Source organism: Sinomonas halotolerans (assembly GCF_039615075.1).
GTDB lineage: Bacteria > Actinomycetota > Actinomycetes > Actinomycetales > Micrococcaceae > Sinomonas > Sinomonas halotolerans.
On sequence record NZ_JBDFRB010000012.1, the window covers coordinates 38,751 to 61,848 of the forward strand.

Here is a 23,098-nt window from a genome sequence, read left to right on the forward strand (position 1 = left end):
CCGGCGACGCGCCTCGTGGCGCGGGCACGTGGTCCCCTCGGCTGCGCTGCCACTCCGCTCCGCTGCGGCGGTCTTGCCCTCCACAGGTGAAGGCGTGGGCGTGTCGTCCACATAGCAGCCGACGCGCCCACGCAGCGTACCGCGGACGCCTAGCGTCGGGAGCATGGACCGCTTCTCCCGCACCCGGCCCGCCCGCGGCACGTCTCCGTGGCCTGCACGTCCACGGTCCCCCCTACGGCGATTCCTCGAGCGCCGTCGGCGGACACTCGCTGCCGCCCTCGCGTGCACGGCAGTCGGGGCCGCGGTCTACCAGCTCACCCCGCCGTCGGCTGCCATGGTCCCTGTCGCAGTGGCCGCACGTGACCTCCCGGCCGGCGCCGCTCTGGGAGCCGGGGACGTCCGGCTTGCACGCCTTCCCGCGGATGCCGTGCCGGATCACGCCTCAGCGGACACCAGCGCGCTCGTGGGCCAACGGCTTTCCGGCGCCGTGCGCCGCGGCGAGGCCCTCACAGACGCCGCGATCGTCGGCGCGGGTCTGCTCACCGGCGCTCCCCCCGGCACGGCTGCCGTTCCTGTCCGGGTGGCAGACCCGGCGTCGCTCGAGCTGCTCACTCCCGGCCAGCTTGTGGACCTGGTCCTCACCCCGGATACCGGCGGACCGTCTGGCGGGGGCGTTGCGCTGGCCTCCGGTGTGCCCGTCCTCTGGACTCCTCAGGCGGGAGGGGCTGGCACCGCTGGCCCCTGGCTGGGAACACCGGAGGCCGAGGGGCTCCTCGTCGTCGCGGCGTCCTCGGACCAGGCACTGCGCCTCGCGGGGGCCTCAGCCCGCGGCAAGGTCTTCGTCATGCTCGTCGGCGCCGGCGCCCGGACTGTCAGTCCCCGCACTGTCAGCCCCAGTGCGGCGGCCGCTGCTCCCTGAGCCACCGCTCATGCGCGTCCTCGCCGTTCCGCCAGCTGCCGGAATCCTCGCCCTGACCGCCAGGCACAGCGGTCTCAGGACCGTCTGCGTCCTCGGGGCCGGTTCCCGGCACGCTCACCCGCCGGGAGCCACGGGCACCCCGCGGGCTTGCTGCGCCGTCCCCGGTGCTGCCCTGTGCGCCGTCGTCCGACCCGTCCGTTCCCTCGTCCGTTCCGTCCATTCGCCCGTCCGTTCCGTCCTGGGAGTCCTCACGGATGCCCTCGCCGGGCGCGTCGGCCGCGCCCTGCCCAAACTGGCCGCTGCCCGCCTGCTGCTCGGCGCGCGGGCCGTGCTCCCCGCTGCCGTCCTCTTGGCCATCGGCGCCCTCGTGCCAGCTGCCGTCCAGGCCGTACTCCACGCTGCCGTCCTCTTGGCCATCGGCGCCCTCGTGCCAGCTGCCGTCCAGGCTGCCCTCCTCCGGGCCGTACCCGTCCTGGCTGCCGGGCTGGGACGCGCCGGGGCCCTCGGCCTGCAAGAAGCCCTCCGCGCCAGCGCGTGCGCCCACCGTGGCGGGACCGAGGAGGAAGCCCGCCGGGCCGCCCTCGTCGGAGGGCAGTTCGAGGCCGAGCTCGTCCGCGATCATCTCGGCACAACCGCTCGGATCGGTGAAGACCTCGATGGTCCACAGCGTCACATGCCGCCAGCCGAGCCGCTCGAACATCTGCGGCCGCTGCCGGGTGCGCTCACGGACGCTGAGGCACCGGTAGCGTTCCGTGCCGTCCGACTCGATGGCGACCGGAACGCTCGTCTCGTGCTCGTCACGGCCCATGGTGAGCAGGGGATCGATTGCTGCAGCAAGGTCGACCGTGCCGTCATAGTGGTGCCACACCCGTGCACCGCGCGAGGAGAGCCTGTCCCCGAGATCGGTCACGAGCGGATCGGCTCCGAGCGCCTCCGCGCTCTCCGCTGCGCGTGTGGCGCGGGTGCCCAGCTCCGTGCTGCCTCCGAGTTCGCGGTCGAGGAGCTCGTAGAAGTCATGGGCGCCCTCGCTCAGGCGCGCCGGGTCCAGCTCGCTGGGCTGGAAGCAGCTCAGCACGTGCATCGTGGACCTCGCCCGGGTCATGGCGAGCGCGAATCGGCGGCGCCCTCCGGGCTCGCTGAGCGGGCCGAAGTGGTGCATCGCCCGCCCGTGCGGGGTCCGGCCGAAGCCGAGGGAGAAGATCACGTGGTCCCGCACGAGTCCCCCGGCCCGGTCCAGATGGACAACCCGGAAAGGCTCCTCGCCCCCCTTGAAGAAGCCGGCGAGGTCCGGATGATTCGCCATCTGGAGGCGGATCGCCTCGCCCACCCTGGCTGCATGATGGGAGCTCGCAGTGATGACTGCGAGCGACGTGCCGGGTCTGGTGCGGGCGTGCTCGAACACGAGGTCCACGGCCCGATTCACCTCGGCGGCCACCGACTCGACCCCGCCGTCGTCGCCGCTGGGAAGACCCGTGCCGTCCGCAAGGTACTCGAGGACGAACGGCCGGTCCAGCCCCGTGACGGACATGCCATCAGGCAGCCGTCGGAGGCCGCCGCCATAGAAGCGCCGGCTGAGCTGGTGGCCGAGGTCCTCGTCCACGCCCCTGTAGAGGGTAGTCAGCGAGAGGGTCGGAAGCACGCGGGCGAGTCCCGCCATCGCGCTCTCGACCGGGCCAGTCGGCCTGTCCCTCACAGGCGGCGCGACCGCCACCGAGAAGGGCCGCGGGTTGGCCACCTGCGTGTCGCCGAACGCAACGACCTGAGTGGAACGGCCGATGGCGGGGAGGGCAGCGCGCAGCGGCATCGAATCAGCGTCGAGCACCAGGACCGCATCGAAGCGGTGGTCCTTCGGCACAGCGGCGGAGAGGGCGTACGGACTGCAGGTCCAGACCGGCACGAGTGTGCGCACGAGCCGCGGCGCCTGGACCTCGAGGGCAGCGAGGCTGACGCGGCCATCCTTGAGCAGGCCCCGGAGCGCATCTGCCTCCCGCTGGTGGCGGGCAATGCCCTCAGCCCATTCGCGGGCGAGCTTCCAGCGCAGCCGGGCGCTTCCGCTGCGGATGTGGGCCTGGTCGGCACGACGGAACTCGGACTCGGCCTGCCGCAGCTGCTCGCCGTCAGACATCGCGAGGTAGTCGTCGCCGCTGATCATCGCCTCGAGGACCGACTGCCACCAAGCCAGTTCGAGCTCGGCCTCGACCACCCCCGCCGGGACCTCGCGCCTGGCCAGATCGTCGAGGAGCTCGCCGAGACCACGCTCACGCAGCTGGTCGGCGAGGAGTGTGCGCTCCGGCAGCGTCCTGAGGGACCCGGTGTCCTCCGCGAGGCGCTTGAGGCGTGTCACGAGCTGGCGCACGGGCTCCGTGAGGAGCGCTCCACCCGCCTCCGTGCGGGCGAGGATCGAACCGAGGCGCGCAAGGCCCTTCTCGACCGAATGATAGGCGCTCCGCAGCTCGGCCAGACCCGACGGTACCGAGGGGTGGCGTGCAGAGGTGGCGTACTCGGACCAGCGTGCCCGCTGCTCCTGGACGAGGATGAGGGAGCTGTGCAGGTCCGCGAGGTGAACCCCGGGACGGACGTACTCCTTCGCCACACGGCGCAGCCGCGACCTCTGCATCGTGGTCACCTCAATGCCCCGCTCGCGCCGCCACGCGGACGAGGCGGTCGCGGCGATGAGGTCGGTCACGGGGCGGTCGAAGATGTCCGGCGTGAACTTGTCCAGGCTCTCGCGGACCGCCACGAGGAGCTCGACCTGCTCGCCCCAGCCGCCGACAGTCTCCTCGAGGCGGATCTCGGCATGCTCGGTCACCGCTTCCATGCGCTCCCTGAGCGCCGGGATCTCCGCCACGAGCTGGACGGCGAGCTCTCGCGCGTCCTCCGTCTCGCGCCGGGTCAGCAGGCGGGCGCCCTGCCAAGGGCTGCTGGCGGTCTCGCGGCTGAAGCTGCCCAGTTCCGCGGCCCTGTGGAGTCGCTCCGCGAGCTCGGCGCGGCTGCGGATGCTGTCCAGCACGCTCCGCTTGAGCCGCACGGTGGTGGAAGGTGCCGGGTGCAGGGAGGTGAGCCGGGCGAGGGACTGCATCGCCTCATAGGGCGAGCAGCCCCAGCGCTCGCGCACATTGTGCAACGAGGCGACGTGGTCCGTGAGCTGGTGGCGGCGCTCCCGCAGCACGCGGTACACGCCTTCGAGCCGAGGCTCCTCGGCCTTCTCGTTGCGCACGATCGCGCGGACCAGCTGCTGGCGCAGCTGCCCGGCGCCCACCGTGCCGCCGAGCTCGAGGACGAGGGAGCCGAGCCCCAGCGACCCGCAGACGCGGTGCAGTTCGGCGAGGCTCGCGCGGCGCTCGGCGACGACGAGCACGGACTTGCCGGACTCGACCAGCGTGGCGAGGGCGTTCACTGCTGTCTGCGTCTGGCCCGTTCCCGGCGGCGCCTCGACCACGAGGGATTCCCCCGCGCGCACCGCATCGACCACGAGCTGCTGGTCCTCATCGGCGTCGAGGACGAGGAACTCGTCGGCAGGATCGCGTTCGTCGACCGGCGGGAAACGCAGCGCGTCGATGGGCGCCGGCGCCGGGTACACGGCGCTGTCCGCCGCAGCGAGCGCCGTGATGACAGGATGCCCCGCCGCGATCGAGGGGTCGTCGAGCGATTCCTCGAGGTCGGCGAAGGTGGAGACGAGCAGCCGCGGCTCGACGTCGGCGCCCGGGATCCCCGCGATGAGCGCCCGGACGCGCTCGAGGACGGGCTGCGGGTCCAAACGAGCCGTGCTGTATGCCATGCGCTCGATCGCGGCGGCCTCGACCGTGAGCCCGTGGACCGACCGGAGATGGCGCACGAGGGCGGGGTTGATGCGGGCCTGCTCGGTGAGCTTGAGCTCGAAGTCGTCCTGCTCAGGACGCACCGTGAGCGCGACGGCGGCGAGGAGGACAGGGGCGCTGACGCGACGCGGGCGGCCGCCCACAGCAGAGGTCCAGGTCGCGAGGCCGGCGGCGAGGTGGCCTGCCTCCACACCACGCTCGTTGGCGAGCTCGTAGGACTTGGCGCGGAGACTTCGGGCGGCACGGGCGGCCACCGTGTAGTCCTGCCGGTCGCGCAGGAGCGTCGAGAGCCGGGTCCGGCGCCCTGCCAGCAGCTGGGCGAGGCCCGAGGCGTGCCCGTGCGTGAGGTCGATGCTGCCCTCAGGCAAGGGGTGGAAGGCCAGCATGGTGTCCGGCCCGGTCACACCAGGCAGCCGCGACAGCCAGCCTGCGAGCCGGCCGTCGGCCTCGCCTGTCGTCGTCTCGGACACGTCCGTGTTCTCCTCCGCTTCGGCGAGGGCGACTGCCCGCCGGCCTGTGGACCATCTCGGCATAGTGTCGAGGTTAGCCTGTCCCATCCCGCTCCAGCGGGGAGCAACGCTGGGGACTCCCGAAATAGCCGAACGGCCGGGGCCCATTCCTGGGCCCCGGCCGTCTCGCTCATGAGAGTGCCGCAGCGGCTACTCCCACTCGATCGTTCCCGGCGGCTTGCTGGTCACGTCCAGCACCACGCGGTTGACGCCGTCCACCTCATTCGTGATGCGGTTGGAGATCTTCGCGAGCAGCTCGTACGGCAGGCGCGACCAGTCCGCCGTCATGGCGTCCTCGCTCGAGACGGGACGGAGCACGATCGGGTGGCCGTACGTGCGGCCGTCGCCCTGGACGCCCACGCTGCGCACGTCGGCGAGCAGGACGACAGGCATCTGCCACACCTCGTTGTCGAGGCCTGCGGCAGTGAGCTCGGCACGGCCGATCGCATCGGCCTTGCGCAGGATCTCGAGCCGCTCGGCCGTGACTTCGCCGACAATCCGGATGCCCAGGCCCGGGCCCGGGAACGGCTGCCGTCCGACGATCACCTCGGGGAGGCCGAGCTGACGGCCGACGGCGCGGACCTCATCCTTGAAGAGGGCACGCAGGGGCTCGACGAGCTCGAAGCGCAGGTCCTCGGGAAGGCCGCCCACGTTGTGGTGGCTCTTGATGTTCGCGGTGCCCTCGCCGCCGCCCGACTCGACGACATCCGGGTAGAGGGTGCCCTGGACGAGGAACTTGATCTGCTCGCCCGCGGCCTTCGCCTCGGCGATGATGGCCCGCTCCGCCTCCTCGAAGGCACGGATGAACTCGCGGCCGATGATCTTGCGCTTCTGCTCCGGGTCCGAGACGCCGGCAAGGGCGCTGAGGAACCGCTCCTGCTCGTTCGCGACGTACAGGTTCACACCGGTCGCGGCGACGTAGTCCCGCTCGACCTGCTCGGCCTCGCCCTCGCGGAGCAGGCCGTGGTCGACGAACACGCACGTGAGCTGGTCGCCGACGGCGCGCTGGACGAGCGCGGCCGCGACTGCGGAGTCGACACCGCCCGAGAGACCGCAGATGACGCGTGCGTCACCGATCTGCTCGCGGATCCGCTCGACCTGCTCCTCGACGATGTTGCCCGTGGTCCAGTTGGGCTCCAGGCCGGCGACCTCGAAGAGGAAGTTCTCCAGGACCTTCTGCCCGAACGCAGAGTGCTTGACCTCGGGGTGCCACTGCACTCCGCCGAGGGCCTTCTCGCGGTTGACGAACGCCGCCACAGGGGCGCCCGCGGTCGTCGCGAGGACTTCGAAGCCCGCGGGCGCCTCGTGGACCGAGTCGCCGTGGCTCATCCACGTGCTCTGCTCGGCGGGGACGCCGGCGAGCAGGGAACCGGGCTCGCCGACCGCTGTGGTCACGGTGGCCCCGTACTCGCGCAGGCCGGTCCGAGCGACCTTTCCACCGAGGGCATTGGCCATCGCCTGGAAGCCATAGCAGATGCCGAAGACCGGGACGCCGGCCTCGAAAAGGTCCGCACCTACGCGCGGTGCACCCTCGGCGTACACGCTCGAGGGACCGCCCGAGAGGATGATCGCGGCGGGCTTCTTGGCGAGGATCTGCTCGGTGGTGAAGGTGTGGGGGACGATCTCCGAGTACACCTTGGCCTCGCGCACGCGGCGGGCGATGAGCTGCGCGTACTGGGCACCGTAGTCCACCACCAGAACCGGCCGGTGGGCGGTCTGCGCGCCCGCGGCCTGAGAGGCGGTCTGGGAAGCTGTAGTCACCTGATCAAGCCTACCGGACTGCGCGCGGCGTCGGCCCGGCGTGTGGCCCGCACCTCAGCCCGATGCACCGCGTGCAGGGGGCGCGGGTGGCCACGCGGCAGGCCAGAGGTGGCCACGCGGCAGGCGAGAGGTGGCCACGCGAGGGCTCAGAAGCCGGCGGCGGCCTCGGGGTGGGCCTCGAGCTCGCGCTCGGCCTCGGCGTGCTCGCGGCGCTCCACGAAGAAGCTCAGGAGCGGCACCACGCCGCCGAGGGCCATGAGGACGAACCGCAGGAACGGCCAGCGCATGAGAGACCAGAGCCGGAAGCACGTCAGGAGGTACACGACGTACATCCAGCCGTGGACGATGAGGATGGCCACCGAGAGATTGGCTCCCCCCACAACCCCCGCCGGCTCGGCGTCCGCGAGGCCGAAGGCGAACGGCTCCCCTGTGAACGCATCCGTGCCCCCGGCGTAGAGGAACTTGCCGAACGCGTACCTCGCGACCATCTCGGCGCACAGGAGCAGGAGCATGGCGCCCGTGGACCAGGCGAGGACGCGGTAGGCGGTGAGCGCGGAGCGGATCTGGGCGACCGTGCCGCCGAACCGGCGCTTGGAGGGGGTGCTGCGGCCCATGGCCGGCTGGGGATCGATCACTGGAGTCCTCTGCTGTTCTCTTCCGGTGCTTCTTGGGCTTCCGGGTCGGTTCGGTGAGGGGTGCTGGATGGCTGGGTGCCGGCCGCGCGCGCCTCCGCTTCGCGGGCCTCCGCCTCGTCGGCGAGGGCCTCCTGGGTCCGCACCCAGTCGTCACGGACGAGGCGCCACCACAGGAAGACGGCGAAACCGGCGAAGACCACCCATTCGACTGCGTAGAAGATGTTGAGCCAGTTCACCGGCTGCTCGATCGGCTGCGGGGCGATCGTGAGGGGCTCGAGAGCGCCCGACCCTGCTGCCGCGGAGACGTCCCCGTCTGGTCCCTCCTCGGACATCGAGGCGATGAAGCCCGTGTAGCTCGGCGCATCCCACAGGTTCACGAGCTGCGCGACGGAGAGGGTTGCGACCTGCCCCGGGGCGAGGTCCCGCCCGGGCTCGGGACCTTCCGAGGGAAGAAGCCGCCCGGTGAGCTCGAGGATGCCCGACGGCGGCGGGTCGGCCTCCTCGGGCGAGGGCACCCAGCCGCGCGCCACGGGGATCACGACGCCGGACTCACCTCCCACGGAGGGTGCGCCGTCGACCGTGAAGGCGGTGACCACCCACCAGCCCGCACGCCCGTCCTGGAGGCGGTCGCGGACGAGCACCTGGCGCGACGCGTCGAAGGACCCCCGGGCGCCCACCATCTGGTCTGCGACCTGGGCCGTGAAGGGCTGGCCGGGCTCGAGGACATCGGTGAGCGGCCGCACCTCCTCGGTGCTGCGGACCACGGGCGGGGCCTCGGTGACCGAGCGCGAGAACTGCCACTGGCTCAGGAGGACGAAGACGCCGGAGACCACGAGCGCTCCGAGGAGCGCGGCGATCCACTGGGGTTTCAGAGCGGTCCGGAGCACGACTCAACGGTACTCCGACACGCTGTAGAAAACGCAAACGGGCGCCCGCGCAGGATCGGGCGCGGGATCGGGGGACCGGACCCCACAACCGAGGGGACCGGACCCCACAACGGAGGGGACGGGACCCCACAAGGGTCAGTGGTCGGCGAAGACGAGCGAAGAGTTGATGAGCTCGGAGATGATCCCCGCGTCCCCTGCACGCCGGAGGGACTCGCGGAAGCCGTCCTTGGAGAGCGAGCGCGCTAGGGTCGCGAGGACCTCGAGATGGTCCGAGTACGAGGAGGCGGGGGTCGCTATGAGGAGGACGACGTGTGCCGGGCCGTCCGCCGCGCCGAAGTCCACGGGATGGCCGTACTTGGCCACGCCCACGGCGATCGAGGGCCGCGTGACATGCACACTCCGGGCGTGCGGGAGCCCGATCCCGCCCGGGAGGCCCGTGGCCAGCTGGTGCTCGCGGGCGCCGACGTCCGCGAGGAAGGCGGCGAGGTCGTCGATGCGCCCCTCGGCCTCGAGCCGCTCTGCGAGCTGGCGGGCGGCGTCCGTCCGGTCCTGCGCGACCATCTCGAGGACCACGAGGCCGGGGGTCGTCAGCTGGGCGTCATAGCGGTCGAACGGTCCGGGCTGGGGCATGGGATCACCTTACCGGCACGATGTCCTCGGCACCCATCCTCGCCGCGTCCGCGGACTCGTCGTCCGGCTGCTGCTGGCTCAGGCGCTCGGCTTCGACGCGGGCCAGGTAGTGCGCCACCTCGGCGTCGCGCTGGGCACTGCTCCAGCCCAGGAGCGGCGCCATGAGGTCCGCGACGACGGGGGCGGCAGAGACGCCGCGGTCCCAGGCCTCGATCGAGATGCGCGTGCGCCGGGTGAGGACGTCCTCGACATGGCGCGCGCCCTCGTGCGTGGTCGCGTAGACGGCCTCGGCCCCGAGGTAGTCGTCCGCGCCGGGGAGGGGCTCGGCGAGCTCCGGGCGTGAGCGGATCAGGTCCAGGACCTCGCCCGCGAGCGAGCCGTAGCGCTGGAGCAGGTGCTCGGCCCGCGCCACGTGGATCCCCGCGGACTGGGCCAGCCGCTGCCTCCGGTTCCACACGGCCCGGAACCCCTCCGCCCCCAGGAGCGGGACGCGGTCGGTGCACGAGGCCGGGACGCGCTCGTCCATGGCGCGCGTCGCCTCGTCCACGGCGTCCCGGGCCATGATCCGGTACGTGGTGTACTTGCCGCCGGCCACCACCACGAGTCCCGGCACGGGATGGGCGACGACGTGTTCCCGGCTGAGCTTCGCCGTCGAGTCGCTCTCGCCCGCGAGGAGCGGCCTGAGGCCCGCGTAGACGCCCTCGACGTCCTCGCGCGTGAGCGGGCGCCGGAGCACGGTGTTCACGCGCTCGAGCACGTAGTCGATGTCCTTGCTCGAGGCCGCGGGATGGGCCTTGTCGAGCTTCCAGTCCGTGTCCGTGGTGCCGATGATCCAGTGCCGGCCCCACGGGATCACGAACAGGACGGACTTCTCGGTGCGGAGGATGAGGCCCACGGTGGACTGGAAGCGGTCCCGGGGCACCACCAGGTGGATGCCCTTGGACGCCCGGACCTTGAGCTGGCCGCGGTCGGTGACCATGGCCTGGGTCTCGTCCGTCCACACGCCCGTGGCGTTGATGACCTGCTTGGCCCGCACCCGGAACTCGCTGCCGCTCTCCTGGTCCTTGACCTTCGCCCCGACCACCCGCTCGCCCTCGCGGAGGAAGTCCACCACGGCGACGCGGTTGGCCGCGTGCGCCCCGTAGTGCACGGCAGTGCGGACGAGGGCGGCGACCATGCGCGCGTCGTCCACCTGGGCGTCGTAGTACCGGACCGCGCCGATCATGGCATCCGGCCGCAGGCTCGGGGCGGCGCGCAGCGTGCCCCGCCGGAACAGGTGCTTGTGGAACGGAACGCCATTGGCGTGGCCGCTCGTGAGGCCCAGCGTGTCGTAGAGCAGCATGCCCAGGCCCACGTAGGGGCGCTCCCAGAAGCGGCGCGTCAGGGGGTACAGGAAAGGCACGGGGCGCACGAGGTGCGGGGCGATCTTCTGCAGGAGCAGGCCCCGCTCCTTGAGGGCCTCCTGGACGAGGCCGAAGTCCAGCATCTCGAGGTAGCGCAGGCCGCCGTGGATGAGCTTCGAGGAGCGCGAGGAGGTGCCCGAGGCCCAGTCGCGGGCCTCGACGATGCCCACGTCGAGCCCTCGAGAGGCGGCGTCGAGCGCGGCTCCGGCGCCCACGATCCCCCCGCCCACAATCAGGACGTCGAGCTCGCGGCCGGCCTCGGCGCTTGCGCGCATCCGCGCGATCGACTCCTCACGGAACTCTGGACTCAGCTGCCCGGTCATCGCTGCCCCATCCTGGTGTGCACCCTCGGGCCCGTCGGCCCCTCGGGCGGCGCCTCTCGCCGCGTGCTCACGAGTCTAGGCATGGCCCCCCGCCCGTGGCGAGGACGCATCGGCGCGGCCCCGCGCGCGGGAGGGGACATCGCGGGCGCGAGGCGAGTGCCGGCGTCGTGCGGCTCTGTGGCGCGACACCGTGGGAGGGGACGCCGCGCGCGCGAGGCGAGTGCCGGCGTCGTGCGCCGGAGGAACACCCGGCTGCGCCCCTAGCGGCCCGCGTACGGCGAGACGACGACGTCGACCCGCTGGAACTCCTTGAGGTCCGAGTAGCCCGTGGTCGCCATGGAGCGGCGCAGCATGCCGATGAGGTTGCTCGTGCCATCCGCCTGGTGGCCGGGACCGAAGAGGACCTCCTCCATGGGGCCGACCGTGCCGACGCGGGCGCGCTCGCCGCGGGGGGTCTCAGGGTGGTGCGCCTCGGCGCCCCAGTGCCAGCCGCGGCCCGGCGCCTCGTCGGCGCGGGCGAGGGCGGAGCCGAGCATGACGGCGTCCGCGCCCATCGCGATGGCCTTGACGAGGTCTCCCGAGGTTCCCATCCCGCCGTCGGCGATGACGTGCACGTACCGGCCGCCCGACTCGTCCATGTAGTCGCGGCGGGCCGCGGCGACGTCGCTGATCGCGGAGGCGAGCGGCGAGTGGATCCCGAGGGCGCGGCGCGTGGTGGTGGTGGCACCCCCGCCGAACCCGACGAGCACGCCGGCCGCGCCGGTGCGCATGAGGTGCAGCGCGGGGGTATAGCCGGCCGCGCCGCCGACGATCACGGGGACGTCGAGCTCGTAGATGAACTTCTTGAGGTTCAGCGGCTCCTGGTTCTTCGAGACGTGCTCGGCGGAGACGGTGGTGCCGCGGATCACGAAGACGTCCACGCCCGCGGCGAGGACGGTCTTGTAGTGCTGGACCGTGCCGGAGGGCGTGAGCGCGCCCGCGACGGTGACGCCCGACGCGCGGATCTCGGCCAGACGGGCAGTGATGAGCTCGGGCTGGACCGGCTCGGAGTACAGCTCCTGGAGCCTGCGCGTCACGGCAGGGCTGGTGGGGCCGCCCTCGAGCGCGGAGATCTCCTCGAGCACCGGCTCCGGATCGTCGTAGCGGGTCCACAGGCCCTCGAGGTCCAGGACGCCGAGGCCGCCGAGACGGCCCAGCGCGATGGCCGTCGCGGGGGACATGACCGAGTCCATGGGTGCGGCAATGACGGGCATCTCGAAACGGTACGCATCGATCTGCCAGGCCACCGAGACGTCCTCGGGGTCGCGGGTGCGGCGGTTCGGGACAATCGCGATGTCGTCCAGGGAGTAGGCACGGCGCCCGCGCTTGCCGCGGCCGATCTCGATCTCGTAAGTCACGGCCCCTAGCTTACGGGACGTGCCCTGCGCTGGCCCCGGACGGGATCGCGCAGGGGGTGACTTGACGTGACGAAGACGTGACAATGGGAGTCGGGAGATGTGCTCGCATCTGAAGCATACGCTTTACGGATTGTGACAGAGCTCATAGATTACTCCCGGATGCGGGATGGCCCCGCAGCCGCAGCACCCCCACACCAACCCTCCGGGGCGGCCCCCCGCGCCGGAAGACGAGGAGAACCCATGGGGAACACCGCGAAGAGAATGCGCAGATCCCTCGCACTCTCGCTGGCAGCAGTCATCGTCACGGCGGCCCTCGGCGCCGCGCCCAGCACCGCCGCGCCCGACCCGGGCGCGGGGACCCCGCCGTCGACCGCGTTCACCCAGAACGCGCTGGACGGCGAGCAGTACACGCAGTTCATTGCCCAGTACCGGCCCGGCGCAGCCGGCGCCACCCCCGCCGCCCGGGCCATGGCGTGGCAGAAGGCGGCCCAGAAGCACGGCGTCGCCGCCAAGGAGGTGCGCACCCTTGCGACCGGGGCCACGCTCATCCGGCTCGACCGCGCGCTCGGCGCCGCCGACGCGCGCTCCTTCATGAGCGAGTTCGCGGCCTCCGGGGCGCTCGAGTATGTCGAGCCGGACGCCCTCATGAAGCCCAGCCTCTCCCCCAACGACCCGCGCTACGGCGAGCAGTGGGACTTCACGGGCCCCAATGGCATGCGCATCCCCGGCGCCTGGGACACCTCCACGGGAACCGGCGCGGTGGTGGCGGTGCTCGACACGGGCATCACTGCGCACCCGGACCTCGACGCGAACATGGTGGGCGGCTACGACTTCGTCTCCGACAGCGCGGCCGCGCGGGACGGCAACGGCCGCGACTCGAACCCGCGCGACGAGGGCGACTGGTACGCAGCCGGCGAATGCGGCCAGAGCCAGGGCTCCAACTCGTCCTGGCATGGGACCCATGTGTCGGGCACGGTCGCGGCAGTGACCAACAATGCGACGGGGGTGGCCGGCGTCGCCCCCGACGCCAAGGTGGTCCCCGTGCGCGTCCTCGCCAAGTGCGGCGGCATGCTCTCCGACATCGCCGACGCGATCGTGTGGGCCTCCGGCGGGAGCGTCGCCGGCATCCCCGCGAACGCCAACCCGGCCCAGGCGATCAACATGAGCCTGGGCGGCGGCGGAACGTGCGGCACCACGTACCAGAACGCGATCAACGCGGCGGTCTCCCGAGGGACCACCGTGGTGGTCGCGGCCGGCAACGAGGCCCAGAACGCGGCCAACGTGCGCCCGGCCAACTGCTCCAACGTCGTCACCGTGGCCGCGAGCAACCCCAGCGGCGGCCTCTCCTACTACTCCAACTACGGCTCGGCCGTTGACCTCACAGCCCCCGGCGGCGACGTGCGCACCTCCGGCGGCGGGATCCTCTCGACCCTCAACACCGGCACCAGCACGCCGGCCGGCGCGGGCTACGCGTTCTACCAGGGCACGTCCATGGCCACGCCGCACGTCGCGGGCCTCGCCGCGCTCATGAAGTCCCGGGACCCCTCGCTCTCCCCGTCCCAGGTCGAGTCCACGCTCAAGCAGGGCACCCGGGCCATGCCGGCCGGATGCTCGCTGGGCTGCGGCGCCGGCCTCTCCGACGCCACCGCCACGATGGCGCTCCTCGGCGGCGGGAGCACTCCCCCGCCGTCTGGAAACCTCCTGCTCAACCCCGGCTTCGAGTCCGGGGGCACCTCATGGAGCTCGAACTACGCCGACACCTTCGAGAGCGGCGCCAACGCCTACGAGGGCAGCGGCTATGCAGCCCTGAACGGGTGGGGCAAGTCCACGACCTACACCCTCGACCAGCAGGTCACGGTCCCGGCCGGCTCCTCCGCGACCCTCGGCTTCCAGCTGCGGATCGCGAGCAACGAGGGCACTGCCTACGCCTACGACACGCTCAGGGTCCAGGTGATCGACGGCTCCACGACCACGACACTGGCCACCTACTCGAACAGGGAGAAGAACACCGCCTATGCGGCCAAGTCCCTCAACCTGTCCCAGTTCACGGGCAAGACCGTCACGCTGAGGTTCCTCGGCGTGGAGGACTCCTCCGTGGCCACCGTGTTCCGGATCGACAGCACCTCGCTCACCGTGGGCTGAGGCGCCGGCCCCAGCACGCCGAGGCCCGAGCACGACGACGGCCCCCGCCCTGTCCCGGCGGGGGCCGTCGCGTGCTTGGACGGGTGGCCGGTTCGCGCCGCTAGCCTTCCAGCGCGCGCTCGACGGCGCTGCCCAGGTAGGGCGCGAGGGTGCGGGAGTAAGTCGCGGTCATGTGGTGCCCGTCGAAGTACACCACCACCTTGCCGATCACGCTGTGGCACCGGCCGTCCGAGCAGAAGTAGCGGTCCAGGTCCGCGGTGGAGATCCCCCTGGGACCTGCGGACGGGGCCGCCTTCGCCGCCTCGAAGAGCGGGTCCGGCTGGCGCCACTGCGCGGCGGTCCCGGAGCATGCGGCCAGATCGTCCTCGTTGAGCGCGACGCAGTCCGGCACAGGTCCCGCGGTGGCCTGGGCGTTGGGCGTGTCCTTGAGCACGAGGACGCGGGTGCCGGACTCCGCCCACTTCGCGAGGTAGCCCGCATAGGCCTTCCTGGCCGCTGCGAGGTTCGCCGCGCCGGCCGGCACCCCGGCCACGGGGCGCGCAACGCGCTCGGAGGTCACCACGAGGTCGTACGCGGTCCCCTTCGTCTGCTCGAGCGCCCACTGGCCCCAGGCGCGGCAGCCCTGGGTGGCAGTCGCCGTGGCGAAGGTCAGCGTGGCATCGGTGGCATTGCACGCGGAGGCGAGGTAGGTGGTGATGGTCCACCCGCGCTCCTCGGCGAGCTTCTGGAGCGCAGGGAGCCACTGGCCGGCGTGGGAGTTCCCCACGAGTGCCACGCGGGTGGGGCCGTCGCCGTACGTGCACACGGGGCGCTCGGCGAAGTCGGGCTCCTGGGCCCAGCACCCGTCCTCGTAGGCGTCGGAGCGGTCGGCGACGGCGGCCTCCGGGACCGGGACCACAGGCCCGGACGGCTCCTTTGAACAGCCATCTGCCCCGTCTGCGAGCGCCGCTGCACCGAAGCATGCGCCGTCGGCGAGGTCCGCGGCGGCCTGGGCGGAGGCTTCGCTGCTCGCCCGCACCTCCGCGATCTGGCCCCACGCGAGGCCGACGACGAGCGCGGTCGCGATGGCTGCCGGTCCGAAGGTCAGCAACACCGGGCGACGCCGCGGCGCACGGCGCAGGCGGTCCTCGACGAACGTCTTGGTGAGCCAGGCGAGGCAGAGGGTGGCGACGAGGATTGCCGCCTTGTCGAGCGGTCCGAGGCTCCCTCCGCTCACAAAGGGCACGAGGGCGATGAGCGGCCAGTGCCACAGGTACACCGAGTAGGAGATGTCCCCGAGGAAGCGGACGGGCCGCAGCCCCATGAGCGGGGCTGGCGAGAACCCGTGCCGGGGAGCGTCGCCCCAGATCACCGCGGCGGCCCCGAGGACGGGAAGGAGGGCGGTGTAGCCGGGGAAAGGGGTCCTGCCCGTGTACAGGACGGCGGCGGCGAGGATGCACGCGAGGCCGGCCCAGACGACGGCGGTGTCCCCGGCGCGGGCACTCGCCGCATGCCCGCCCCGAAGGCTGCGCCTCCCCCGGGCGGCGACGGCGACGGCGACGAGCCCGCCGAGGGCCAGCTCCCAGACACGGGTCGGCGTGACGAAGTAGGCGCTCGGCGGAGTCTGGGCGGTGGCGTAGACCGAGTAGGCAAGCGACGCCGCGAAGACCACGCCGAGGGCGATCCCCGAGGCCCGGAGCCGGCGCATCCCCCACCGCGCGCTGAGCGCGAAGACCACGAGGAACAGGACCGGCCAGAGGAGGTAGAACTGCTCCTCGACGGACAGGGACCAGAAGTGCTGGACCGGGGAGGGCGCGTTCTCAGCCGCAAGGTAGTCGACCGAGCTCACGGACAGGGCCCAGTTCTGCACATAGAGGGCGGCCGAGATGGTCTGCGCCGCGATGTCCTCCCAGCGGGAGGACGGCGCGAGGAGCCTCGTCGCCACCGCGGTCACCGCGAGGACGAGGAGCGAGGCAGGGAGGAGCCGGCGAACACGCTTCCCCCAGAAGGCCACGAGGTCCCGCCATGTCGCCGGCGGGTTCTCGACGATGTGCGAGGTGATGAGGAAGCCGGAGATGACGAAGAACACGTCGACCCCGACGAATCCCCCGGTCAGCCGGTGGGGCCAGAGGTGGTACACCACGACGAGGGCCACCGCGAGGGCACGGAGGCCCTGGATGTCGCCACGGATACCATGGGCTGGCTCAGCAGTGCGGCGGGCGCGGCCGCTGGCGTGGACATCAGGCCGGGCTGGGGAGAGTGCGATGGTCACGCGCGGAGGATCCTCGGGGCTCGCTTGTACGGGCATGCGGGCCGGAAAAGGCCCCCGAAAGCCTATCAGAGCCAGCGCAGTCGGCCTGCATCCGCCCGCCCGCGCGGGGATCCGCCCGTCTCAGGTGACCGCCCGCACCACCCGGCAGCCCCCGATCGGCACGACGTGGGGGCGCCCTTCGGTGGGCTCGGTGATCACCTCGGCCTTGAGCCCGAACACCTCCCAGAGCAGCTTGGGCGTGATGACCTCCGCGGGCGTCCCCGAAGCGACGATCCGCCCGTCCCGCATCGCAACGATCCGGTCCGAGTACCGCGCGGCGAGGGAGATGTCGTGCAGGACCATGATCACGGTGCGGCCCAGGTCGCGGTTGAGCCGCTGGACGAGCTCGAGCACCTCGACCTGGTGGGCGAGGTCCAGGTAGGTGGTCGGCTCGTCCAGGAGCACGAGCTCGGTCTCCTGGGCGAGCGTCATGGAGATCCAGGCCCGCTGCCGCTGCCCGCCCGAGAGGTCCTCGAGCGGCACCGCGGCCAGCTCGGCGATGTCCGTGGCCGCGAGCGCGTCCGCCACGGCGGCGCCGTCCCCTCGGGAGAACTGCTCGTACCAGCGCTGGCGCGGGTGGCGGCCCCTCGCCACGAGCTCGCCCACCGTGAGTCCCGCGGGGGCCTGCGGCGTCTGCGGGAGGATGCTCATGCGGCGTGCGACGGCGCGCGGCGGCACCGAGGCGAGGTCGCCGCCGTCGAGCATCACCCGCCCGGCGGTGGGCCGCAGGAGGCGCCCGAGCCCGCGCAGGAGCGTGGACTTGCCGCAGCCGTTGGGCCCGATCACCGTGGTGACGGTGCCGCGCTCGAATGCGAGGTCCACGCCGTGCACCACGGTGCGCCCGTCGAAGCCGAGCGAGAGCGCCTCGGCGGCCAGGACGGCGTCGTGCGCCATGCCCTGCCCGGGCGTGGCGAGGCCCTGCGCGGGATCCGGGGCGGTGGTGGGGGCGGGCTGGGCGCTCATGCGCTCCTCCTCTGGCTGCGCGCGACGAGCGCGATCAGGACGGGGGCGCCGAGGACCGTGGTGACGACGCCGACGGGCAGGGACTGCGGGAGGGCGAACCCCGCGAGGAGGTCGCACGCCACGGTGAACGCGGCGCCGACCACCGCGGTGAGGCCGAGCGGGGGCACGACGGCCCGGGCCACCGAGCGCGCCGCGAGCGGGCACACGAGCGCGACGAACGCGACCGGCCCCGCGAGGACCGTCCCCACCGCGGCGAGCAGGACGGCGAGCAGGAGCAGGAGCGGGCGGCTGCGCCCGAGGGGCAGGCCGAGGCCCCGGGCCGTGTCGTCGTCGAACGAGCTGAGCACGAGCCAGCGCCCGCACGCCGCGGCGAGCACCATGAGCGGGACGGCCGCGGCGAGCGCGGGGAGCGTGGCGGAGAAGTCCTTGCCGTTGAGCGATCCCATCATCCACGTGAGGGCCTGGGAGGCGTTGGACACGTCGCCGAGCGTGAGCAGCCACGTGGTGAGGCTCGTGGCCAGGCCTGCGGCGCCGAGGCCCACGAGCACGAGCCGCATGCTGTCCAGGCTCTGCTGCGCGCGGCGGTAGGCGAGGAGGAACACCGCGCAGCCCACCCCGAGCGCGCCCGCCGCGGCCGCCACCGGCATCCCGACGGACTCGGCCACGCCGCTCGCGCCGCCGTGGCCCGCACCCGCGAGCACGAGGATGCCCACCGCGCCGACGGACGCCCCGGAGGTGACGCCGAGGATCTCCGGCGTGGCGAGGGGGTTGCGGGCCACGGTCTGCGTGATGGCTCCGGCGACGGCGAGGCAGGCTCCCGCGACGATCCCGGCCAGAGTGCGCGGGAGGCGGAACTCCACCACCATGAGCTGCACCCGCGCGGGGACTGCCGGGTCCCCGGCGAGGGCCGCGAGGACCTGGTCCGGCGCGAGGGGCCGCCCGCCGAGCGAGAGGTGGCCCAGGACCGCCGCGGCGAGCACCGCAAGCGCCGCCGCGCCCACCCACACCGCGCGGGGCCGCACGAGCACGGAGACGGCGCCCACGCGCACGGGCCGCGTGCCGCCCAGCCGCGCGAAGGGCCCGGCACCCGTGGCGCGCGACGCCGGGCGGGCGCCTTGCGCCGTCGTCCCGCCTGCCGCGGTGCCTTCCGCCGCCGTCGTGCCGCCGGCCGCGGCCGTGCGTGCGGGGGCGCTCACAGCGCGGCCATCCGGCGGCGTCGTGCGAGGTAGACGAAGAAGGGCGCCCCGACGACGGCCAGGACGACCCCCACCGAGAGCTCGCCCGGGCGCGCGATGACCCGGCCGGCCGTGTCCGCGGCGAGCAGGACTGCGGCGCCGATGACCGCGCAGCCGGGCATCTGCCAGCGGTAGTCCGAGCCGAGCAGCCCACGTGCCATGTGCGGGACGAGCAGCCCGGCGAACGCGATGGGTCCGGCGAGCGTCACGGCGCACGCGGCGAGGACCGCGAGCGCGCCGAGTCCGAGCGAGCGTGCGCGCGTGACCGAGACGCCGAGCGAGCGGGCCGTGTCGTCCCCGAGGGCGAGGGCGTTGAGGGGGCCGATGTTGGCCGCGGCGAGCGCGAGGCCGAGCGCCATGAACGGCACGAGGTCCGGCAGGAGCCCGCCCCGCACGGCGATCGAGCCGAGCTGCCAGAACCGCAGCGTGTCCAGCGCGGCGTCCGAGCTGAGGACGATGAAGGAGACGAGGCCGCCGGCCAGGGCGGAGACCGCGGCGCCTGCGAGCACGAGCGTGACCGGCGTGACGCCGATCCTCGTGGCCGAGCCCACGGCGAAGACGAGCGCGCACGCGACGACCGCTCCGGCGAACGCGAGGACTGCCTGGAGCGGGCTGCCGGTCCCGGCCTCCAGCCCGAGGACCATCGAGCCGCCCACCACGGCGAGCGCCGCCCCGGGGTAGATGCCCAGGAGCCCCGGGTCCGCGATCGCGTTGCGCGTGTGGCCCTGGCTGAGGCACCCGGCGACGCCCAGGCACGCGCCGACGGCGAGGCCCGTGAGCGTCCGGGGCCAGCGCAGCTCGCGGATCGCGACGTCCGCGACCGTCCCGGTGGGCGTCCACACCGCGTGGACCAGCTCCGCGAGGGTCGTGGGGCGGCCGCCGAAGGACAGGCTCAGCGCGAGGGCAAGGGCGAGGCCCACGAGGGCGATCAGGAGGCCCCGGGAGGGACGACGGCGTGGGGCCGGCTTCGGTGCGGGCGGCGCGGGGGTGCGGCTCGCCCCCGCGGCGGGAGGGCCTGCGGCCGGGTCGGTCAGGGTCACAGCTCTCCTGAAGTGGGCGGACGGTCGCTCGGTCACAATTACGCTATCCAAATTGCGCGTATTTCCGAAGGGTGGATACAGTCTACGACGACAGAGGCAAGGCTTGCCTAAGTCGAACCCTCAATGACGTTTGTCCGACCCGAAAGCAGAAATGATCAGCACCCGATTCACGCGCGCCGCCTCGGCAGCCCTGGCCGCTGTCGGCCTCCTCGCCCTCACCGCCTGCGGCGGCCAGACCGCGGCCACGGGCCCGAGCGGGTCCGCCGCCGCCGGCGAGTTCCCCAAGACCATCGAGCACGCCATGGGCAGCACGGAGATCGAGGCGAAGCCGGTCCGGATCGCCACCCTCGACGCCTCCTACACGGACGCCGCCCTCGCCCTCGGCGCCGAGATCGCCGCCTACACGACCTACCGTGACGGCGACGAGAGCTTCCCCTCCTACCTCGGGGACGTGAGCGCCCTCACGAAGGACGCCGTCAACGCCGGCTCCCTCGCCGAGCCCAGCCTGGACAAGATCCTCGAGGCCGAGCCGGACCTCATCGTGTCCGCCAAGGTCCGCCACGAGGCCCTCTACGACCAGTTCGGCAAGATCGCGCCCACCATCTTCTCCGTCACCACGGGCCCCACGTGGAAGCAGAACATCGTCATGCTCGGCGATGCGATCGGCAAGAAGGACCTCGCCGAGGAGCTCGTCGCGGAGTATCAGGAGCGCGCCAAGAAGGTCGGCGAGGAGATCCTCAAGAAGAACCCGGAGCTCACCTACTCCTACCTGCGCTTCGCCGGCGAGGACACCGCGCGCCTGTACTCCTCGAAGTCCTTCCTCGGCGAGATCATGGCGGACGCCGGGATCCCCCGCCCCAAGGGCCAGCCGGACTCGCAGGAGAAGATCCTCGTCCCGCTCTCGCAGGAGCAGCTCCCCGCCGCGGACGCAGGCCTCGTGATCGTCTCGGCCTTCGGCCAGGACACCGCTGAGGGCGAGAAGTCCCGCACCCAGCAGAAGGAGTTCATGGCGAACCCGCTGTGGAAGAAGATCAAGGGCGACGTCTTCGAAGTGGACGACCGCGTCTTCGCGACCTCGGTCAGCCTCCAGGGTGCGCACGGCGTGCTGACGGCCCTCGCCGAGAAGTACGGCGTGGACCCGCATCTGGCGCAGAAGTAGCCTCCACGACGGCGGCCCCCACCCACGGCGAGGACTCCCGCCCACGGTGGGGGTCGCCGTCGTGCGCCCCACCGCGGCACCCGGGGTCACCTCCCTGCCACCCGGGGTCACCCCCCTGCGACCCGGGGTCACCCCCCTGCCACCCGGGGTCACCTCCCTGCCACCCGGGGTCACCTCCCAAACGAAGGTGACCCCGGATCCTTGAAAGGTGACCCCGCATCCCTGAAAGGTGACCCCGCGTCGCCGGGACGGGACCCCGCATCCGCCGGGACGGGACCCCACACGGGTCAGCGGCGGTAGTTGGGCGCCTCGGCCGTGATCATGATGTCGTGCGGGTGGCTCTCCTTGAGGCCCGCGGACGTGATCCGGACGAACTTGCCCTTGGCCTTGAGCTCGTCGATGGTGTGCGCGCCCACGTAGAACATGGTCTGGCGCAGGCCGCCCACGAGCTGGTGCGCGACGGCAGAGAGCGGGCCGCGGTACGGGACCTGGCCCTCGATGCCCTCGGGGATGAGCTTCTCGTCGCTCGGGACGTCCGCCTGGAAGTAGCGGTCCTTCGAGTACGAGGTGTTCTTCCCCCGGGTCTGCATGGCGCCGAGCGAGCCCATGCCGCGGTAGGACTTGAACTGCTTGCCGTTCATGAAGACGAGGTCGCCGGGGGCCTCGGCCGTGCCGGCGAGGAGCGAGCCGAGCATCACGGAATCGGCGCCGGCCACGATCGCCTTGCCGATGTCCCCCGAGTGCTGCAGGCCGCCGTCGGCGATGAGCGGCACGCCGGCGGGGATCGCCGCCTTCGAGGACTCGTAGATCGCCGTGACCTGCGGGACGCCGACGCCGGCGACGACGCGGGTGGTGCAGATCGAGCCCGGGCCCACGCCCACCTTGATGGCATCCGCGCCCGCGTCGACGAGCGCCTGGGCGCCCTCGCGCGTCGCGGCCTGGCCGCCGATCACGTCGACGTGCGCCGCCGCAGGCTCCTTCTTGAGCCGCGCGATCATGTCCAGCACCCCCTGGCTGTGACCGTTGGCCGTGTCGACGACCAGGACGTCCACGCCCGCGTCCACGAGCGCCATCGCCCGCTCGAACCCGTCGCCGAAGAAGCCCACGGCCGCGCCGACACGGAGGCGGCCGGCCTCGTCCTTGGTCGCGTTCGGGTACTGGTCCGCCTTCTCGAAGTCCTTGACCGTGATGAGGCCCTGGAGGATCCCCTCGTCGTCCACGAGCGGGAGCTTCTCGATGCGGTGCTTGCCGAGGAGGCCGATGACCTCGTCCCGCGGCACGCCGACCTTCGCGGTGACGAGCGGCATGCGCGTCATGACCTCGTGCACGCGACGGGTGGCGAACTCCTCGCCGGGGATGAAGCGGATGTCCCGGTTGGTGATGATGCCCAGGAGCTTGCGGTTCTCGTCCACCACCGGCAGGCCGGAGACGCGGTAGTGCGCGCACAGGTCGTCCAGTTCGCGGAGGGTCGCGTCCGGGCCCACGGTGACGGGCTTGGTGATCATGCCGGACTCGCTGCGCTTGACCTGGTCCACCTGCTCCGCCTGGTCCTGGATGGACAGGTTGCGGTGCAGGATGCCGATGCCGCCCTGGCGGGCGAGGCTGATGGCCATGCGGGCCTCGGTCACGGTGTCCATCGCGGCGGAGAGGATCGGCACGCCGAGGCGGATGCGGCGCGTGAGGCGGGTCGACGTGTCCGCCTCGGACGGGATCACGTCCGTGGGGCCGGGGAGGAGGAGGACGTCGTCATAGGTCAGGCCCAGGAAGCCGAACGGGTCGTGCTCAGGGGCGGGGGGCGTGGTCATGAGTGCTCCTTGGCCGTGTGCCGGGGGGCGGCAGGTGTGAGGCGGTTGCGCTGATGACCAGCCAGTGCTTACGGGTCTGGTCTGCTGCAGTGGCTTCTATCGTAGCTTTCGCGGCGGGCCGTCTCATTCCCGGCCCCGGTGACGGTGACGAACCGCACATGCGCGAATCCGGCCCCGCTGCG

15 protein-coding genes are annotated in these 23,098 nt (G+C 72.5%); 3 read left to right on the top strand and 12 right to left on the bottom strand.

What is annotated here, in order from left to right:
- Positions 1-163 precede the first annotated feature (163 nt).
- Positions 164-919, top strand: a complete 756-nt coding sequence (locus ABCQ75_RS12705; protein ID WP_345885740.1) for an SAF domain-containing protein — start codon at positions 164-166, stop codon at positions 917-919.
- On the opposite strand, the gene ABCQ75_RS12710 is transcribed toward ABCQ75_RS12705, so the two are convergent.
- The 7 genes from ABCQ75_RS12710 to ABCQ75_RS12740 all read right to left on the bottom strand — a co-directional run bounded on the left by ABCQ75_RS12710 (position 888) and on the right by ABCQ75_RS12740 (position 12,282).
- Positions 888-5,270, bottom strand: coding sequence for a DUF4011 domain-containing protein (locus ABCQ75_RS12710; protein ID WP_427916099.1), 4,383 nt, complete (start codon positions 5,268-5,270; stop codon positions 888-890). The two genes, ABCQ75_RS12705 and ABCQ75_RS12710, sit on opposite strands and share 32 nt — an antisense overlap.
- Positions 5,271-5,396: 126 nt before the next feature.
- Positions 5,397-7,007, bottom strand: a complete 1,611-nt coding sequence (gene guaA / locus ABCQ75_RS12715; RefSeq protein ID WP_345885741.1) for a glutamine-hydrolyzing GMP synthase — start codon at positions 7,005-7,007, stop codon at positions 5,397-5,399.
- 146 nt (positions 7,008-7,153) lie between these two features.
- Entirely contained in the window at positions 7,154-7,642 is a 489-nt protein-coding gene (locus tag ABCQ75_RS12720; RefSeq protein ID WP_345885742.1) for a DUF3817 domain-containing protein, read from the bottom strand.
- Positions 7,639-8,529 (bottom strand): SURF1 family protein, encoded by an 891-nt coding sequence (locus tag ABCQ75_RS12725; RefSeq protein ID WP_345885743.1) that lies wholly within the window; start codon positions 8,527-8,529, stop codon positions 7,639-7,641. Before ABCQ75_RS12725 ends, ABCQ75_RS12720 begins: the two co-directional genes overlap by 4 nt.
- A gap of 135 nt (positions 8,530-8,664) precedes the next feature.
- Entirely contained in the window at positions 8,665-9,159 is a 495-nt protein-coding gene (locus tag ABCQ75_RS12730) for a PTS sugar transporter subunit IIA (protein WP_345885744.1), read from the bottom strand.
- Between the two features lie 4 nt (positions 9,160-9,163).
- Positions 9,164-10,885, bottom strand: a complete 1,722-nt coding sequence (locus ABCQ75_RS12735; protein ID WP_345885745.1) for a glycerol-3-phosphate dehydrogenase/oxidase — start codon at positions 10,883-10,885, stop codon at positions 9,164-9,166.
- 260 nt (positions 10,886-11,145) lie between these two features.
- A complete protein-coding gene (locus ABCQ75_RS12740; protein ID WP_345885746.1) occupies positions 11,146-12,282 on the bottom strand; it encodes a GuaB3 family IMP dehydrogenase-related protein in 1,137 nt (378 codons plus the stop codon).
- A gap of 240 nt (positions 12,283-12,522) precedes the next feature.
- Here ABCQ75_RS12740 and ABCQ75_RS12745 point away from each other — a divergent pair, with 240 nt between their 5' ends.
- On the top strand, positions 12,523-14,424 hold the full coding sequence (locus ABCQ75_RS12745; RefSeq protein WP_345885747.1) for a S8 family serine peptidase: 1,902 nt from the start codon (positions 12,523-12,525) through the stop codon (positions 14,422-14,424).
- Positions 14,425-14,524: 100 nt separating this feature from the next.
- Here ABCQ75_RS12745 and ABCQ75_RS12750 read toward each other — a convergent pair whose 3' ends face one another.
- The 4 genes from ABCQ75_RS12750 to ABCQ75_RS12765 form a co-directional block, all read right to left on the bottom strand.
- On the bottom strand, positions 14,525-16,675 hold the full coding sequence (locus ABCQ75_RS12750) for an acyltransferase family protein (RefSeq protein ID WP_345885748.1): 2,151 nt from the start codon (positions 16,673-16,675) through the stop codon (positions 14,525-14,527).
- Positions 16,676-16,795: 120 nt separating this feature from the next.
- A complete protein-coding gene (locus ABCQ75_RS12755) occupies positions 16,796-17,677 on the bottom strand; it encodes an ABC transporter ATP-binding protein (protein WP_345885749.1) in 882 nt (293 codons plus the stop codon).
- The gene (locus ABCQ75_RS12760) at positions 17,674-18,873 is read right to left on the bottom strand and encodes a FecCD family ABC transporter permease (RefSeq protein WP_345885750.1); all 1,200 of its coding nucleotides are present in this window, start codon (positions 18,871-18,873) and stop codon (positions 17,674-17,676) included. The genes ABCQ75_RS12755 and ABCQ75_RS12760 overlap by 4 nt, the downstream gene beginning before the upstream one ends.
- The gene (locus ABCQ75_RS12765) at positions 18,870-19,952 is read right to left on the bottom strand and encodes a FecCD family ABC transporter permease (protein ID WP_345885751.1); all 1,083 of its coding nucleotides are present in this window, start codon (positions 19,950-19,952) and stop codon (positions 18,870-18,872) included. Before ABCQ75_RS12765 ends, ABCQ75_RS12760 begins: the two co-directional genes overlap by 4 nt.
- A gap of 151 nt (positions 19,953-20,103) precedes the next feature.
- Between ABCQ75_RS12765 and ABCQ75_RS12770 the strand changes: the two genes are divergently transcribed.
- Entirely contained in the window at positions 20,104-21,111 is a 1,008-nt protein-coding gene (locus ABCQ75_RS12770; protein WP_345885752.1) for an ABC transporter substrate-binding protein, read from the top strand.
- Positions 21,112-21,398: 287 nt separating this feature from the next.
- Here ABCQ75_RS12770 and guaB read toward each other — a convergent pair whose 3' ends face one another.
- Positions 21,399-22,916 carry an IMP dehydrogenase gene (gene guaB / locus ABCQ75_RS12775; protein WP_345885753.1) on the bottom strand — a complete coding sequence of 506 codons (1,518 nt, stop codon included), beginning with the start codon at positions 22,914-22,916 and terminating at the stop codon, positions 21,399-21,401.
- Positions 22,917-23,098 lie beyond the last annotated feature (182 nt).

Coding starts and splice junctions, on each gene's coding strand:
- ABCQ75_RS12705 (WP_345885740.1), top strand. CDS start 164: ATGGACCGCTTCTCCCGCACCCGGCCCGCCCGCGGCACGTCTCCGTGG.
- ABCQ75_RS12710 (WP_427916099.1), bottom strand. CDS start 5,270: ATGCCGAGATGGTCCACAGGCCGGCGGGCAGTCGCCCTCGCCGAAGCG.
- ABCQ75_RS12730 (WP_345885744.1), bottom strand. CDS start 9,159: ATGCCCCAGCCCGGACCGTTCGACCGCTATGACGCCCAGCTGACGACC.
- ABCQ75_RS12735 (WP_345885745.1), bottom strand. CDS start 10,885: ATGACCGGGCAGCTGAGTCCAGAGTTCCGTGAGGAGTCGATCGCGCGG.
- ABCQ75_RS12745 (WP_345885747.1), top strand. CDS start 12,523: ATGGGGAACACCGCGAAGAGAATGCGCAGATCCCTCGCACTCTCGCTG.
- ABCQ75_RS12755 (WP_345885749.1), bottom strand. CDS start 17,677: ATGAGCGCCCAGCCCGCCCCCACCACCGCCCCGGATCCCGCGCAGGGC.
- ABCQ75_RS12770 (WP_345885752.1), top strand. CDS start 20,104: ATGATCAGCACCCGATTCACGCGCGCCGCCTCGGCAGCCCTGGCCGCT.
- guaB (WP_345885753.1), bottom strand. CDS start 22,916: ATGACCACGCCCCCCGCCCCTGAGCACGACCCGTTCGGCTTCCTGGGC.